Origin of the sequence: uncultured Odoribacter sp., assembly GCF_937966165.1 — a bacterium.
Classification (GTDB): domain Bacteria; phylum Bacteroidota; class Bacteroidia; order Bacteroidales; family Marinifilaceae; genus Culturomica.
The window spans coordinates 159,047-172,930 of the sequence record NZ_CALCLB010000005.1 but is presented as its reverse complement, the minus strand read 5'-3'; the positions used below and the strand labels follow the sequence as shown (position 1 = coordinate 172,930).

Genomic DNA, 13,884 nt, shown 5'->3' with positions numbered 1-13,884 from the left:
CCAATTTACGAAGGAATAAACTTTATTTTAGTTATTTACCAATAAGCAGTAACCTCCTGAAGCAGGATAAAATGCAAGATGTGTCCGCCTGAAGTCAGCAAGATGCACAAAAAAACCGTTCTGCCGGAGCAAAACGGTTTTTAGAAAAGATCCAGTCAGTTTATTCAGCCTTCGGAGCCTCTTCAGCTTTAGAGGCCTCAGCTTCCGGAGCTACGGCTTTCGGTGCTTCTTCCACGACTGCGTCAGAAACTTCAGCTGTAGCTTTTTTAGCGGAAGATCTTCTTCTGCGGGTAGCTGTTTTCTTCACTTCCTGTTTTACTTCGGTATAAGTAGCGTTGAAATCGACCAATTCCATCATACAGGTTTCGGCATTGTCTCCAATCCGGTTACCGGTTCTGAGAATACGGGTATATCCACCGGGACGATTTACAATTTTCGGAGCTACTTCTCTGAACAATTCGGTAACGGCTTCTTTCTGTCCAAGGTAACTGAACACTACCCGGCGGGAATGCATATTGTCATTCTTGCTCTTTGTGATCAGGGGCTCAACATATATTTTCAAAGCTTTTGCCTTGGCAACGGTAGTGTAGATTCTTTTATGCAGAATCAAAGAAGTCGCCATATTAGAAAGTAATGCTTTTCTATGAGCGCTTTTTCTATTTAGATGATTAAATTTCTTACAATGTCTCATTTTACTTATTCCTTGTCTAATTTATACTTAGATACATCCATACCGAACTCAAGGTTGTTATTTTCAAGCAGAGCTTCCAATTCCGTCAAAGATTTCTTACCGAAATTACGGAATTTCAACAGATCGTTCTTATTGAATTTTACCAATTCTCCCAGTGTCTCCACTTCGGCTGCTTTCAGGCAATTCAATGCCCGCACAGACAGATCCATGTCGACGAGTTTTGTCTTCAGCAGTTGACGCATATGCAGCACTTCTTCGTCAAACTCTTCATTTCCGTATTTATCTTCCGATTCCAAGGTGATTTTTTCATCGGAAAACAACATAAAATGATGGATCAGAATTTTAGCAGCTTCTTTTAAAGCATCGGTCGGATTAATAGAACCATCGGTTTCTATTTCAAGTAAAAGCCGTTCATAGTCCGTTTTACCTTCCACACGATAGTTCTCTATCTCATATTTTACATTTCTGATAGGGGTGTAAATTGCATCGATCGGAATAAATCCCATATCGGCATCTATCGGCATATTTTCAGTGCTGGGTACATATCCGCGTCCTTTCTGTATAGTGATTTCCATCTGAAAGTTAACGCTAGGCTCCATATTACAGATCACCAAGTCGTTATTCAACACTTCGAAACCTGTCAGGAACCGGTTGATATCCCCTGCAGTAAAAGTTTCCTGCCCAGAAACAAGAACAGTCAGCCTTTCATCCTCCACATCCTCTACTTTTCTCTTAAACCGAACTTGCTTCAAATTCAGGATAATCTCGGTTACATCCTCGATTACTCCCGGAATGGTAGCAAACTCATGTTCTACGCCATGAATTTTTATACCGGTAATCGCAAACCCTTCCAAAGAAGAGAGCAAAATCCTGCGCAGCGGATTACCAATGGTGATTCCGTAACCCGGCTCCAGCGGACGAAATTCGAATTTTCCGAATTTGTCTGTCGACTCGAGCATGATTACTTTGTCCGGTTTCTGGAAAGCTAATATTGCCATAAATATTTTATTTATTACTTAGAATACAATTCTACGATTAACTGTTCTTTGATGTTTTCCGGGATATCGCTTCTCTCCGGAACATTCAGCAGTTTACCACTCATGGAAGCGGCATCCCATTCCAGCCAGGAATATTTGATTACCCGGTTGCTTCTCAAGGCGTCTGCAATAACTTCCAATGCTTTTGATTTTTCGCGGACAGCTACAATATCTCCCGGCTTCACAGCTGCTGAAGGGATATTACACACTGTACCATTAACGGTGATGTGACGATGAGACACCAATTGACGTGCTGCTGCACGGGTCGGAGCAATCCCCAAACGATAAACGGTATTGTCCAGACGGCATTCCAGCATCTGTAACAACACTTCACCCGTAATACCTCCGCTACGTTCTGCTTTTTCAAATAAATTACGGAATTGTTTTTCAAGCAAACCGTAAGTGTATTTTGCTTTTTGTTTTTCTTTCAACTGAACTCCGTATTCCGAAATTTTCTTCCGGCGACGGGCCAAACCGTGTTGTCCGGACGGATAATTTCTCCGTTCCAGCGCTTTATCCGGGCCATAAATCGGTTCCCCGAATTTTCTTGCTATTTTAGACTTAGGTCCTGTATATCTAGCCATTTTATTTCAAATTAGATTTACACGTTACAATAAATTGAAAATAAAAATTCCTGAAGCTTTTCAGTTTTTATTTTCTTACACTCTTCTGCGTTTCGGGGGACGGCAACCGTTATGCGGCAGCGGAGTTACGTCGACAATTTCCGACACCTCGATTCCGCTGGCATGAATAGCCCGGATAGCGGATTCTCTGCCGTTGCCCGGCCCTTTAACATATACCTTGGCTTTTCTCATTCCGAGATCAAATGCCACTTTTGCACAATCACTGGCTGCCATCTGTGCAGCATAAGGAGTGTTTTTCTTCGATCCTTTAAATCCCATTTTACCAGCTGACGACCAGGAAATCACTTGACCGGTCTGGTTCGTCAACGAAATAATAATGTTATTGAAAGAGGAATGAACGTGTGCTTGTCCAACGGCTTCTACTTTAACTAACCGTTTCCTGTTTGATGTAGACTTCTTTGCCATAATTCAATTCAATTATTTAGTTGCTTTTTTCTTGTTAGCAACAGTTTTCTTCTTGCCCTTTCTTGTACGGGCATTGTTCTTTGTACTTTGTCCTCTTACGGGCAATCCTAAACGATGACGAATACCACGGTAACAACCGATATCCATCAAACGTTTGATGTTCATCTGAACAGATGATCTCAGCTCTCCTTCAACTTTGTACTCTGCATTTATCACTTTTCGTACAGCTGCGAGCTGGTCGTCGTTCCAGTCTTTTACCTTAGTGTCAAAATCGATGCCGGCCTTACTCAGAATGGTCCGGGCACTACTTCTACCTATACCAAAGATATAGGTCAAGGCTATTTCTCCTCTTTTGTTTGAGGGTAAATCTACACCTACGATTCTTGCCATAAATCTCTTTTAATTTTACAGATTAATGAATCAACCCTGACGTTGTTTAAACTTCGGGTTCTTTTTGTTAATGACGTACAAAACGCCTTTCCTTCTTACAATTTTGCAATCGTCATTCCGTTTTTTAATGGACGCTCTTACCTTCATGGTTTTTAAATTTGAATATTCACAAATAATGCACCGACAGCTTATTCTTCTGAAATCTCCGAAAAAATTCCAGCTTTTGAAAACTACCGATGAATTTAATTTTTATATCTGAACGTAATTCTGCCTTTCGTCAGATCATAAGGTGACATATCTACCCGAACCCGGTCACCAGGAAGAATCTTAATATAATGCATCCGCATTTTCCCGGATATATGGGCAGTGATAATATGTCCGTTCTCCAACTCTACCCGAAACATTGCGTTCGACAAAGCCTCGGTTATCACTCCATCTTGCTCTATTGACGGCTGTTTTGCCATACTTTAATTAAAATTGATTATCAAATTTGTTCAGAGTCATTTTCTCCCAAACGGGATTTTTTCTCTAAATTTTTTTCTACAAACTCAAACGAAGACAGAATATCTGCTCCATGTTTCCCTACAGCTACAGTGTGTTCAAAATGGGCTGAAGGCAGCCTGTCGCGTGTCCGTATCGTCCATCCGTCAATATCCTGGTATACATGCCGTTTGCCCAGATTAATCATAGGCTCAATCGCAATTACCATTCCTTCCACTAATTTAGCTCCCTGTCCCCTTCTTCCGTAATTGGGCACCTGCGGTTCTTCGTGCATATCCCGTCCGACCCCGTGTCCTACCAACTCCCGGACTACTGAATAACCGTTTGCTTCACAATAGCTCTGCACAGCATAACCGATATCCCCTATTCTCAGTCCGGCAATCGCCTTTTCGATACCTTTGTATAAAGCCTCTTTTGTCGTACGTAACAATTTCCGCACTTCCTCCCGCACTTCCCCTACTTCAAAAGTATAGGCACTATCTCCATAGAATCCATTTTTTAAAGTTCCGCAATCTATGGAAACGACATCTCCTTCTTTTAAAATACGATCGGCGGCAGGAATCCCGTGTACCACTTCCTCGTTAATGGAGATACACAACGTATTCGGAAATCCTCCGTATCCCAAAAACCCAGGCTGGGCTCCATGGTCCCGGATAAACTCTTCTGCAATACGATCCAATTCTAAAGTCGAAATCCCCGGACGAACATGTTTTGCCATTTCACCCAGAGTTTTTCCAACCAAAAGATTACTCTCCCTCAGTAATTCAATCTCCTCTGCTGTCTTTAAAAAAATCATGCCGCAAAAGTAATACTTTTTTTAAAAGTCTCAAAGCTCCAACCGTTTAAAAGTTGAAGATGAGCGTAAAAAAGCCGCAAAGCCCCGGATATACTCCTACGGCTTTACGACTCTCTATTTCTTAATAAGCAGCAGGTCCACCCGGAGTCTTTCCTTTAATTCTTCCGGTTTTCATCAATCCGTCGTAATGACGCATCAACAAATGAGACTCGATCTGTTGCAGTGTATCCAATACAACCCCCACCAGAATCAACAAAGAAGTACCTCCGTAGAAATGTGCGAATTGATTATTTACTCCCGCAATCACTGCAAAAGCAGGTAATATAGCTACAATTCCCAGGAAAATAGATCCGGGTAAAGTAATACGTGACATAATCGTATCCAGGAACTCCATTGTCTTCTTTCCTGGTTTCACTCCCGGTATAAATCCGCCGTTCTTTTTCATATCCTCAGCCATTTGTTGGGGATTAATGGTAATTGCAGTATAAAAATAAGTGAATAATACAATTAAAATAAAGAAGGTAAAATTATACCAGAAACCGGTGAAGTTAGAAAAGGCAGCAGCAAATCCGGAGAGGGATTCAGAGGCGGCGTAATTTACGAATGAAATCGGCAGCAACATCAATGCCTGGGCAAAGATAATCGGCATAACACCGGCTGCATTGATTTTCAAAGGTATATACTGACGGACTCCGCCATATTGTTTGTTACCTACAATCCGTTTCGCATACTGTACGGGTACTTTGCGTGTACCTTGCACCAACATGATTGTTCCGCAGAATACCAGGAACAATACAATCAATTCCACCAATAAAGCAACCATACCGCCGCCTTGCTGAGACAAGCGGGAAGCTCCTTCTGCAAAGAAAGCAAAGGGCAAACGGGCAATAATTCCGATCATAATGATGATAGAAACTCCGTTTCCAATACCTTTATCCGTAATTTTTTCTCCCAGCCAGAGTACAAACATGGAACCGGCAGCCAGAATTACGACAGAAGAAATAGTAAAGAAAGCTCCTTTGATGACAAAGGCCCATTCCGGGATTTGTGCATGTAAATTGGTCAGATACGCTGCTCCCTGTAATACGAGAATAATCAAAGTCAGATAACGGGTAATTTGATTGATTTTACGTCTACCGCTCTCCCCTTCGCGTTGCATGCGCTGGAAATAAGGAACGGCTATTCCCAGCAACTGAACTACAATGGATGCTGAGATATAAGGCATAATACCCAATGCAAATACCGAAGCATTCGAAAATGCTCCTCCGGAAAACATGTCCAACAAACCCATCACTCCTGTTGAAGTTTGTTCCTTCAAAGCAGCAAGTCCGGCCGGATCAATACCCGGCAGTACAATTTCTGTACCCAGGCGGTATACGGCTATCAAGCCTACCGTCATGAGAATCCGGGTCCGGAGTTCTTCAATTTTCCAAATGTTCTTTAATGTATCAAATAACTTCATAAGTTCTTTCTTATTAATAGTTCATAAAGTCAATAAAGCCGGAAGTCAAAAAGTCGAAAGTCTGCGACCTTAGCACTTTACAGACCTTACGGACTTTATGGACCCGTTTTGTTTTACAAAACGATTGCTGCGCCTCCGGCAGCTTCGATAGCTTCTACAGCTTTTTTAGAGAAAGCATTGGCTTTTACTTCCAGCTTCGCTTTCAGTACCCCATCCCCTAATATCTTCACAAGATCATTTTTAGAAAGCAGGCCGGCTTTAATCAGTATATCTTTATCAATAGCTGTCAGATTATCTCTTTCAGCCAATTCCTGAAGCATACTGACATTTATAGCCTTGAATTCAATCCGGTTGATATTTTTAAAGCCGAATTTAGGTACTCTTCTCTGAAGCGGCATCTGACCTCCTTCAAAACCGATCTTATGTTTAAAGCCGGATCTTGATTTGGCACCTTTGTGTCCTCTTGTAGAAGTACCTCCTTTTCCCGAACCCTGTCCGCGGCCAATTCTCTTTTCGTGGTGAGTGGAACCGCAAGCCGGTTTTAAGCTACTTAAATCCATTCTATATGTATTAAAATCGTTTGACAATTACTTTACTTCTTCCACTTTTACCAGGTGTTTTACTTTAGCAATCATTCCCAGTATCTGCGGAGTAACTTCATGTTCAGCACTACTGCTGATTTTATTTAAACCCAGAGCTGTTAAAGTGCCTACCTGACGTTTATCGCTACCGATCTTACTTTTTACCAATGTAACTTTAATCTTTGCCATAACTCATCTCATTAACCGTTAAACACTTTATCCACGCTCACATTTCTTTGCTGTGCCACCATACGGGCATCTCTCATCTGTTTCAAAGCAGCAATAGTTGCTTTTACCAGATTGTGAGGATTGGAAGAACCTTTACTCTTTGCCAACACATCACGGATACCTGCACTTTCCAATACAGCACGCATAGCACCTCCGGCTACGAGTCCGGTACCGGAAGAAGCGGGTTTCATAAACACTTCTGCACCTCCAAAGCGGGCCACCTGTTCGTGAGGAATTGTCCCTTTGAATACCGGTATTTTCACTAAATTCTTTTTAGCTGCTTCTATACCCTTGGCAATAGCCGTAGTTACTTCATTTGCTTTCCCCAGTCCCCAGCCGACAATGCCGTTCTCGTCACCGACTACGACAATTGCAGCAAAACTGAAAGTTCTACCTCCTTTAGTAACTTTGGTCACCCGATTGATAGCCACCAATCTGTCTTTTAATTCCAAGTCAGTATTATTAATTTTTTGTTCCATTCCTGCTAACTTTTAAAAATTAAGACCTCCGTTACGGGCAGCGTCAGCTAATGCTTTCACCCTTCCGTGATACAAATAACCATTCCGGTCAAAGACAACCGACTGAATACCGGCTGCTTTTGCTTTTTCAGCGACAGCAGCACCTACCAATGCAGCCTGCTCTGTCTTCGTGCCTTTCTTTTCAGCAATTTCCTTGCTCAATGAAGATACAGATAAAAGCGTTTTACCTGCTTCATCATCTATCAGCTGTACGGAAATCTGCGCATTTGAACGGAATACGCTCAAACGGGGTCTCTCAGCTGTTCCGGAGATAATCTTCCGAATTCTCCTCTTTATTCTTAATCTTCTTTCTTCCTTAGTTAAAGCCATAACTTTTACTTACTTTAGGTGATTAAACTTTAGCTGACTTACCTGCTTTACGGCGTACCTGTTCACCTACGAAGCGGATACCCTTACCTTTATAAGGTTCCGGACGACGGAATGAACGGATCTTGGCAGCTACCTGACCGATCAGTTGCTTATCACAACTTTCCAGTGTAATAATCGGATTAGCCCGTTTTTCTGTAACAGCAGAAACTTTCACTTCATCCGGTAATTGCATGAAGATAGAGTGAGAATACCCTAATCCCAATTCCAGAATTTGTCCTTCTGCATTTGCCCTGTAACCTACTCCGACTAATTCCTGTTTAATCGTATAACCTTCAGAAACACCTACTACCATATTATGGATCAAAGCACGATACAAACCATGCATTGACTTATGTTCCTTATCTTCTGTATGACGTGCTACGTGCACATTGTGTTCATCTACTGTGACAGTAAGGTCTTTACTTACTTTCTGGGAAAGTTGTCCTTTCGGCCCTTTTACTGTGACGGTGTTATCCGGACTTACGGCTACCGTAACCCCTTGTGGTATATGAATGGGTAATTTTCCTATTCGTGACATCTCTTCTTCACTTTTAAATTAATACACATAACACAATACTTCACCGCCTACATTTTTCTGGCGAGCTTCTTTGTCTGTCATCAATCCCATAGAAGTAGACAAGATGGCAATTCCCAAGCCGTTCAATACACGCGGCATTTCTTCGACATTGGTGTAGCGTCTTAAACCCGGCTTAGATACCCGTACCAGCGACTGGATAGCAGATAATTTGGTTTCCGGATTATATTTGAGAGCAATCTTAATATTGCTTTTTACTCCGTCTTGTTCAAACTTATAATTTAAAATATATCCCTTTTCTTTCAGGATTTTCGTGATTTCCCTCTTCATATTCGAACCGGGGATATCCACCACTTTATGACCGGCTCTTATCGCATTTCTCAAACGCGTAAGATAATCTGCTATTGGATCTGTCATTTCTTTTTTACATTTAAATATTACCAACTAGCTTTCTTCACTCCCGGTATCAATCCTGCAGATGCCATTTCACGGAACTGGATCCTGCTGATACCAAATTGTCTCATGTAACCTCTCGGTCTACCGGTCAGTTTACACCTGTTGTGCAAACGGATAGGATTGGAATTCTTCGGAAGAAGACTCAATCCTGCATAGTCGCCTTCAGCTTTTAATTTTGCCCGTTTTGCTGCGTACTTTTCTACCAATTTTGCACGCTTCATTTCACGGGCCTTCATTGATTCTTTTGCCATTTTCTCTGGTTTTAATTCTTTTTAAATGGTAATCCAAATTCTCTCAGAAGAGCAAAACCTTCTTCGTCGGTATTAGCCGAAGTCACAAATGTTATATTCATACCCATAATCTTATGCACATTATCGAGCACAATTTCCGGAAATATGATCTGCTCTTCGAGTCCTAATGTATAGTTGCCCCTGCCGTCCAGCTTACTGTTAATTCCTTTAAAGTCGCGGATACGTGGTAAAGCTGAAGTAATCAGCCTCTCCAGGAATTCGTACATACGTTCTTTACGCAATGTAACCCGTACGCCGATCGGCATGCCTTTACGCAATTTAAAGTTAGATACGTCTTTTACGGATTTTGTTGTAACAGGCTTCTGACCTGTAATGGCCGCAATTTCGTTCACTGAAAATTCAAGAATTTTTTTATCCTGAATAGAGGAACCTACTCCCTGATTGATTACTATCTTCTCCAACCGGGGTGCCTGCATAACTGACTTGTATCCGAACTCTTTCATTAAGGTCGGTACAATTTCTTCGTTATACTTTGTTTTTAAATTTGGTACGTATTTCATCGTTATTTTATTAATTGGCTGTATCACACAGCATAAATATTTGCGGCGGCAAAGCTACAAATTTAATTCAAAAGTTGCAAACCGTACATAAACAAGTTACAAGTTCTCCAGTAACTTGCAACTCGTTATTTCCGGTTATGATACAACTGTAACGTTTTTTTTACTTCAAGATTTCCCCTGATTTCTTTGCATATCTGACTAACTGCCCTTTGTCGTTCAGCTTACGGCCGATACGGGTAGGCTTACTGGTAGACGGATCTACCACATTCAGATTAGAAATATGAATCGGAGCTTCTTTTTTAATAATTCCTCCCTGCGGATTTTTCGCATTGGGTTTGGTATGTTTGCTTACCATGTTAATGCCTTCCACGATAGCTCTTTCCTGTTCGGGAAACATTTCCAGGACCTTGCCCTGTTTGCCCTTATCGACTCCGGCATTCACGTAAACTAAATCACCTTTCTTTATATGAAACTTTCTGTTCATCGCATTTTTTTATTTACGGTTTAGCTTCGAACCGGTTGTTCTATAAAACATTCTTCCGGGTACCGAATCCTAAATCTAAAATTATTAAAGTACTTCGGGAGCCAACGAAACAATTTTCGTGTAACCTTCACGAACTTCACGGGCAACCGGTCCGAAAATACGGGTTCCTCTCATTTCACCCGCATTATTCAACAACACACAAGCGTTGTCGTCAAACCGGATATAAGAACCATCGGGACGCCGATATTCTTTAGAGGTGCGAACAACTACAGCCTTACTAACCGTTCCTTTTTTCAATTCACCGCCAGGTAAGGCGCTTTTTACAGATACAACGATCTTGTCGCCCACACGTGCATATCTTTTCCGGGTTCCTCCCAGAACGCGGATACACAGTACTTCTTTGGCACCGCTGTTATCTGCTACTGTTAATCTGGTTTCCTGTTGTATCATGATTACTTCGCTCTTTCAATGATTTCCACTAATCTCCATCTCTTCATTTTACTCAAGGGACGGGTTTCCATAATTCTCACTTTATCTCCGACGTTACATTCATTTTTCTCGTCGTGAGCGGTGAACTTCTTGGTCTTATTCACAAATTTTCCGTAAATCGGATGTTTTTCTTTAAAATGAACGGCAACTGTGATGGACTTTTCCATCTTATTGCTTACGACAAGACCGATACGTTCTTTTCTAAGATTTCTTTCTTCCATTACTTTACTTCTTTACCGTTAATTCTCTCTTACGCAACTCTGTCAACATACGAGCGATATCTTTTCTCTTGGCACGGATTTGCATCGTATTCTCCAGAGGAGTGATCGTATGGTTCATCTTCATCTTATTCAGAGCAGCTTTTTCTGCCATTACTCTTTCTTTAAGATCGTCTGTGGTCATTTCTATTATTTCTGAATTCTTCATCTTGCTGTCAAATTAATTTAGTTCTACAATTAACAGTCTGACGACTATTCTGAATAGTCACGTCTAACCACAAACTTTGTCGTAATAGGTAATTTCTGGGCTGCAAGACGTAAAGCTTCTTTTGCCACTGCATACGGAACACCGTCTGCTTCGAAAAGGATACGGCCCGGAGTTACTGGAGCCACGAATCCTTCCGGATTACCTTTACCTTTACCCATACGTACTTCTGCAGGCTTTTTGGTAATGGGTTTATCCGGGAATATCCGGATCCATATTTGTCCCTGACGTTGCATATAACGGGTAACAGCTACACGGGCTGCTTCAATCTGGCGTCCTTCGATCCACATGGACTCTAACGCCTTTATTCCGAAAGATCCGAATGCCAGTTCATGTCCCCTCTGGGCATTCCCTTTCATTCTTCCCTTTTGACTTCTTCTGTATTTAGTCCTTTTTGGCTGTAACATAACTCACTACTTTTTTCTTTTTTTGAAATTCTTCTTACCAGCGGTATTTGTATTAGCAGCATTACGGGTTTCCCGGGAAGCCAGCACGGAATTCGGCACTAATTCCCGTTTACCGTATACCTCACCTTTACAAATCCATACTTTTATACCCAGCAAACCGTAAGTCGTCAATGCTTCTGCCTGTGCGTAATCAATGTCTGCACGGAAAGTGTGCAGCGGAATTCTTCCTTCCTTGAAGATTTCGGCACGCGCCATTTCAGCTCCGTTCAAACGACCGGATATCAAAACTTTGATTCCTTCAGCTCCCATTCGCATAGTCGACTGAATAGCCATTTTGATAGCTCTACGGTATGCAACACGTCCTTCCAGCTGGCGAGCGATGTTATTTCCTACGATAACGGCATCCAATTCAGGACGTTTAATTTCGAAGATATTAATTTGTACTTCCTTATCGGTAATTTTCTTAAGCTCTTCTTTCAACTTATCCACTTCCTGTCCGCCTTTACCGATGATAATTCCCGGACGGGCGGTGTTGATAGTGATGGTAATCAGCTTAAGGGTCCTTTCGATAACAATCTTTGCGATTCCGGCTTTAGCCAAACGGGCGTTCAGGTATTTTCTGATTTTAAAATCTTCTACCAGTTTATCGCCATATTTTTTGCCGCCGAACCAGTTAGAATCCCATCCACGGATGATTCCTAATCTATTGCTTATTGGATTAACTTTTTGTCCCATGCGATTATTCTTTTACAACATTTTCAACTGCTGTCTTGCTACCCAAGACGATAGTCACGTGATTTGATCTCTTGCGGATCCGGTGAGCTCTTCCCTGGGGGGCTGGTCTCAGCCTTTTCAGAATGCCGGCACCGTCAACGAAAATTTCCTTGACAAACAAAGAAGCATCTTCGATCCGTTTACCTTCATTCTTAGCACTCCAGTTGGCAATAGCCGAAAGCAAGAGTTTTTCCACTTTACGGGCAGCTTCACGAGGACAAAATTTCAGTATATCCAAAGCTCTCTGTACGTCTTTTCCACGTACCAAGTCTGCCACCAATCTCATTTTCTGAGGTGACGAAGGACAACCACGCAGGACAGCAAAAGCCTTCTCCTTCTTGGCCTCCTTTATCTGATTTGCTCTTAATCTTTTTCTTGCACCCATTTTAATACATCTTCATTGGTTCAACTTAATCACGCTTATTTCTTATTGGCGTGACCTCTAAAGGTACGTGTCGGTGCAAATTCTCCCAGTTTATGTCCCACCATATTTTCGGTGATATATACCGGAATAAATTTATTACCGTTATGTACAGCTACTGTATGGCCTACAAAATCCGGAGAAATCATAGAGTAGCGAGCCCAGGTTTTAACAACCGATTTTTTATTGGACTCATTCATTGCCAACACTCTCTTCTCCAGCTTCACATCTATAAAAGGGCCTTTTTTTAACGAACGACTCATAACATTACTATTTATCGGTTATTATTTCCTTCTTTCTATTATATACTTACTTGAAGCTTTCTTCGGTGCTCTGGTCTTATAACCCTTAGCCAACAAACCTTTACGTGATCTCGGATGTCCTCCTGAAGCACGGCCTTCACCACCACCCATCGGGTGATCAACCGGGTTCATTACGACACCTCTCACTCTCGGACGACGGCCCAGCCAACGGCTACGACCGGCTTTACCGGAACGTTCCAAAGCATGATCGGTATTGGACACTGTACCTACGGTAGCTTTACAGGTTACAAGCACCATACGGATTTCTCCGGAAGGTAACTTGATGGAAGCATATTTCCCTTCTCTGGCAACCAATTGTGCATAAGATCCAGCACTACGAGCCATCACAGCTCCCTGTCCCGGTCTTAATTCAATGTTATGAATAATTGTACCTAATGGGATTTCAGACAAGAAAAGAGCATTTCCTACTTCAGGAACAATTCCTTTTCCGCTCACCACGGTCTGACCAGCCGTCAATCCGATCGGAGCTATAATATAACGCTTTTCTCCATCTGCATATACTAACAAAGCGATGCGGGCAGTTCTGTTCGGGTCATATTCAATAGTCGCTACTTTTGCAGGAATATTGTCTTTGTCCCGTTTGAAATCCACAACTCTGTATCTTCGTTTATGACCTCCACCTATATATCTCATTGTCATTTTTCCGGCATTATTACGGCCACCGGATTTTTTTACAGGTCTTAACAATGATTTCTCAGGTCTATCTGTAGTCACCTGTTCAAAGGTATTTACTACCTTATGTCTTTGACCAGGAGTTACAGGATTTAATTTTCTTACAGCCATGTTCTTTAAATATTGCTAAAAAAATCAATACTATCACCTTCTGCTAAAGTCACAATTGCCTTTTTAAATGAAGCGGTTCTTCCGGTAATTACACCGGCCTTGGTGTATCTGGATTTCACCGTGCCTTGATAGCGCTGGGTGTTCACAGCCTTTACCGTTACTCCGTACATTTCTTCAACTGCTTTCTTTATCTCTATCTTATTCGCATCTTTTGCTACGACAAAAGCCACCTTGTGTTCTTTGTCGGTCAGCGCTGACATTTTCTCTGTCAGAATGGGCTTCATTATGATTTCCAT

Annotated in this window: 27 protein-coding genes; all 27 read right to left on the bottom strand. The window is 41.8% G+C overall.

Annotated features, from left to right (window positions below; translation table 11 throughout):
* Positions 1 to 160: 160 nt before the first annotated feature.
* The 27 genes from rplQ to rplW all read right to left on the bottom strand — a co-directional run bounded on the left by rplQ (position 161) and on the right by rplW (position 13,884).
* On the bottom strand, positions 161 to 691 hold the full coding sequence (gene rplQ, locus Q0465_RS01840) for a 50S ribosomal protein L17 (RefSeq protein ID WP_298612000.1): 531 nt from the start codon (positions 689 to 691) through the stop codon (positions 161 to 163).
* 5 nt (positions 692 to 696) lie between these two features.
* Entirely contained in the window at positions 697 to 1,689 is a 993-nt protein-coding gene (locus Q0465_RS01835) for a DNA-directed RNA polymerase subunit alpha (RefSeq protein ID WP_298611997.1), read from the bottom strand.
* 14 nt (positions 1,690 to 1,703) lie between these two features.
* On the bottom strand, positions 1,704 to 2,312 hold the full coding sequence (rpsD, locus tag Q0465_RS01830) for a 30S ribosomal protein S4 (protein WP_298611994.1): 609 nt from the start codon (positions 2,310 to 2,312) through the stop codon (positions 1,704 to 1,706).
* Between the two features lie 75 nt (positions 2,313 to 2,387).
* On the bottom strand, positions 2,388 to 2,777 hold the full coding sequence (gene rpsK, locus Q0465_RS01825; RefSeq protein ID WP_298611992.1) for a 30S ribosomal protein S11: 390 nt from the start codon (positions 2,775 to 2,777) through the stop codon (positions 2,388 to 2,390).
* A gap of 12 nt (positions 2,778 to 2,789) precedes the next feature.
* Positions 2,790 to 3,167, bottom strand: coding sequence for a 30S ribosomal protein S13 (gene rpsM / locus Q0465_RS01820; RefSeq protein WP_298611990.1), 378 nt, complete (start codon positions 3,165 to 3,167; stop codon positions 2,790 to 2,792).
* A 30-nt stretch (positions 3,168 to 3,197) separates the two neighbouring features.
* A complete protein-coding gene (gene ykgO, locus Q0465_RS01815) occupies positions 3,198 to 3,314 on the bottom strand; it encodes a type B 50S ribosomal protein L36 (RefSeq protein WP_071987208.1) in 117 nt (38 codons plus the stop codon).
* Between the two features lie 95 nt (positions 3,315 to 3,409).
* Positions 3,410 to 3,631, bottom strand: a complete 222-nt coding sequence (infA, locus tag Q0465_RS01810; protein ID WP_009137817.1) for a translation initiation factor IF-1 — start codon at positions 3,629 to 3,631, stop codon at positions 3,410 to 3,412.
* 20 nt (positions 3,632 to 3,651) lie between these two features.
* Positions 3,652 to 4,464, bottom strand: a complete 813-nt coding sequence (map, locus tag Q0465_RS01805; RefSeq protein ID WP_298611982.1) for a type I methionyl aminopeptidase — start codon at positions 4,462 to 4,464, stop codon at positions 3,652 to 3,654.
* A gap of 121 nt (positions 4,465 to 4,585) precedes the next feature.
* Entirely contained in the window at positions 4,586 to 5,926 is a 1,341-nt protein-coding gene (gene secY, locus Q0465_RS01800; RefSeq protein ID WP_298611979.1) for a preprotein translocase subunit SecY, read from the bottom strand.
* A 113-nt stretch (positions 5,927 to 6,039) separates the two neighbouring features.
* The gene (gene rplO / locus Q0465_RS01795) at positions 6,040 to 6,486 is read right to left on the bottom strand and encodes a 50S ribosomal protein L15 (RefSeq protein ID WP_298611977.1); all 447 of its coding nucleotides are present in this window, start codon (positions 6,484 to 6,486) and stop codon (positions 6,040 to 6,042) included.
* Between the two features lie 27 nt (positions 6,487 to 6,513).
* Positions 6,514 to 6,696, bottom strand: a complete 183-nt coding sequence (gene rpmD / locus Q0465_RS01790) for a 50S ribosomal protein L30 (RefSeq protein WP_298611974.1) — start codon at positions 6,694 to 6,696, stop codon at positions 6,514 to 6,516.
* Positions 6,697 to 6,707: 11 nt separating this feature from the next.
* Positions 6,708 to 7,214 (bottom strand): 30S ribosomal protein S5, encoded by a 507-nt coding sequence (rpsE, locus tag Q0465_RS01785; protein ID WP_298611972.1) that lies wholly within the window; start codon positions 7,212 to 7,214, stop codon positions 6,708 to 6,710.
* 12 nt (positions 7,215 to 7,226) lie between these two features.
* Positions 7,227 to 7,583, bottom strand: coding sequence for a 50S ribosomal protein L18 (gene rplR, locus Q0465_RS01780; RefSeq protein ID WP_298611970.1), 357 nt, complete (start codon positions 7,581 to 7,583; stop codon positions 7,227 to 7,229).
* 22 nt (positions 7,584 to 7,605) lie between these two features.
* On the bottom strand, positions 7,606 to 8,160 hold the full coding sequence (gene rplF, locus Q0465_RS01775; RefSeq protein ID WP_298611967.1) for a 50S ribosomal protein L6: 555 nt from the start codon (positions 8,158 to 8,160) through the stop codon (positions 7,606 to 7,608).
* A gap of 18 nt (positions 8,161 to 8,178) precedes the next feature.
* Positions 8,179 to 8,574 (bottom strand): 30S ribosomal protein S8, encoded by a 396-nt coding sequence (gene rpsH, locus Q0465_RS01770; protein WP_298611964.1) that lies wholly within the window; start codon positions 8,572 to 8,574, stop codon positions 8,179 to 8,181.
* A 20-nt stretch (positions 8,575 to 8,594) separates the two neighbouring features.
* The gene (gene rpsN / locus Q0465_RS01765; RefSeq protein WP_009137826.1) at positions 8,595 to 8,864 is read right to left on the bottom strand and encodes a 30S ribosomal protein S14; all 270 of its coding nucleotides are present in this window, start codon (positions 8,862 to 8,864) and stop codon (positions 8,595 to 8,597) included.
* Positions 8,865 to 8,875: 11 nt separating this feature from the next.
* On the bottom strand, positions 8,876 to 9,424 hold the full coding sequence (gene rplE, locus Q0465_RS01760; protein WP_298611960.1) for a 50S ribosomal protein L5: 549 nt from the start codon (positions 9,422 to 9,424) through the stop codon (positions 8,876 to 8,878).
* Between the two features lie 160 nt (positions 9,425 to 9,584).
* Positions 9,585 to 9,908, bottom strand: coding sequence for a 50S ribosomal protein L24 (gene rplX, locus Q0465_RS01755; protein ID WP_298611957.1), 324 nt, complete (start codon positions 9,906 to 9,908; stop codon positions 9,585 to 9,587).
* Between the two features lie 84 nt (positions 9,909 to 9,992).
* A complete protein-coding gene (gene rplN / locus Q0465_RS01750) occupies positions 9,993 to 10,358 on the bottom strand; it encodes a 50S ribosomal protein L14 (protein WP_298611954.1) in 366 nt (121 codons plus the stop codon).
* 2 nt (positions 10,359 to 10,360) lie between these two features.
* Positions 10,361 to 10,618: a 30S ribosomal protein S17 gene (gene rpsQ, locus Q0465_RS01745; protein WP_009137830.1), complete on the bottom strand. Its 258-nt coding sequence runs from the start codon at positions 10,616 to 10,618 to the stop codon at positions 10,361 to 10,363.
* A gap of 4 nt (positions 10,619 to 10,622) precedes the next feature.
* Positions 10,623 to 10,823: a 50S ribosomal protein L29 gene (gene rpmC, locus Q0465_RS01740; RefSeq protein WP_298611950.1), complete on the bottom strand. Its 201-nt coding sequence runs from the start codon at positions 10,821 to 10,823 to the stop codon at positions 10,623 to 10,625.
* A gap of 44 nt (positions 10,824 to 10,867) precedes the next feature.
* A complete protein-coding gene (rplP, locus tag Q0465_RS01735) occupies positions 10,868 to 11,287 on the bottom strand; it encodes a 50S ribosomal protein L16 (RefSeq protein WP_009137832.1) in 420 nt (139 codons plus the stop codon).
* A gap of 6 nt (positions 11,288 to 11,293) precedes the next feature.
* A complete protein-coding gene (gene rpsC / locus Q0465_RS01730; protein WP_298611947.1) occupies positions 11,294 to 12,022 on the bottom strand; it encodes a 30S ribosomal protein S3 in 729 nt (242 codons plus the stop codon).
* A 4-nt stretch (positions 12,023 to 12,026) separates the two neighbouring features.
* Positions 12,027 to 12,446 (bottom strand): 50S ribosomal protein L22, encoded by a 420-nt coding sequence (gene rplV, locus Q0465_RS01725; protein WP_298611943.1) that lies wholly within the window; start codon positions 12,444 to 12,446, stop codon positions 12,027 to 12,029.
* Between the two features lie 35 nt (positions 12,447 to 12,481).
* Complete coding sequence (gene rpsS / locus Q0465_RS01720) at positions 12,482 to 12,745, bottom strand: 30S ribosomal protein S19 (protein WP_009137835.1); 264 nt, start codon at positions 12,743 to 12,745, stop codon at positions 12,482 to 12,484.
* 21 nt (positions 12,746 to 12,766) lie between these two features.
* Positions 12,767 to 13,588, bottom strand: a complete 822-nt coding sequence (gene rplB, locus Q0465_RS01715) for a 50S ribosomal protein L2 (RefSeq protein ID WP_298611940.1) — start codon at positions 13,586 to 13,588, stop codon at positions 12,767 to 12,769.
* A gap of 5 nt (positions 13,589 to 13,593) precedes the next feature.
* Positions 13,594 to 13,884, bottom strand: coding sequence for a 50S ribosomal protein L23 (rplW, locus tag Q0465_RS01710; RefSeq protein ID WP_298611937.1), 291 nt, complete (start codon positions 13,882 to 13,884; stop codon positions 13,594 to 13,596).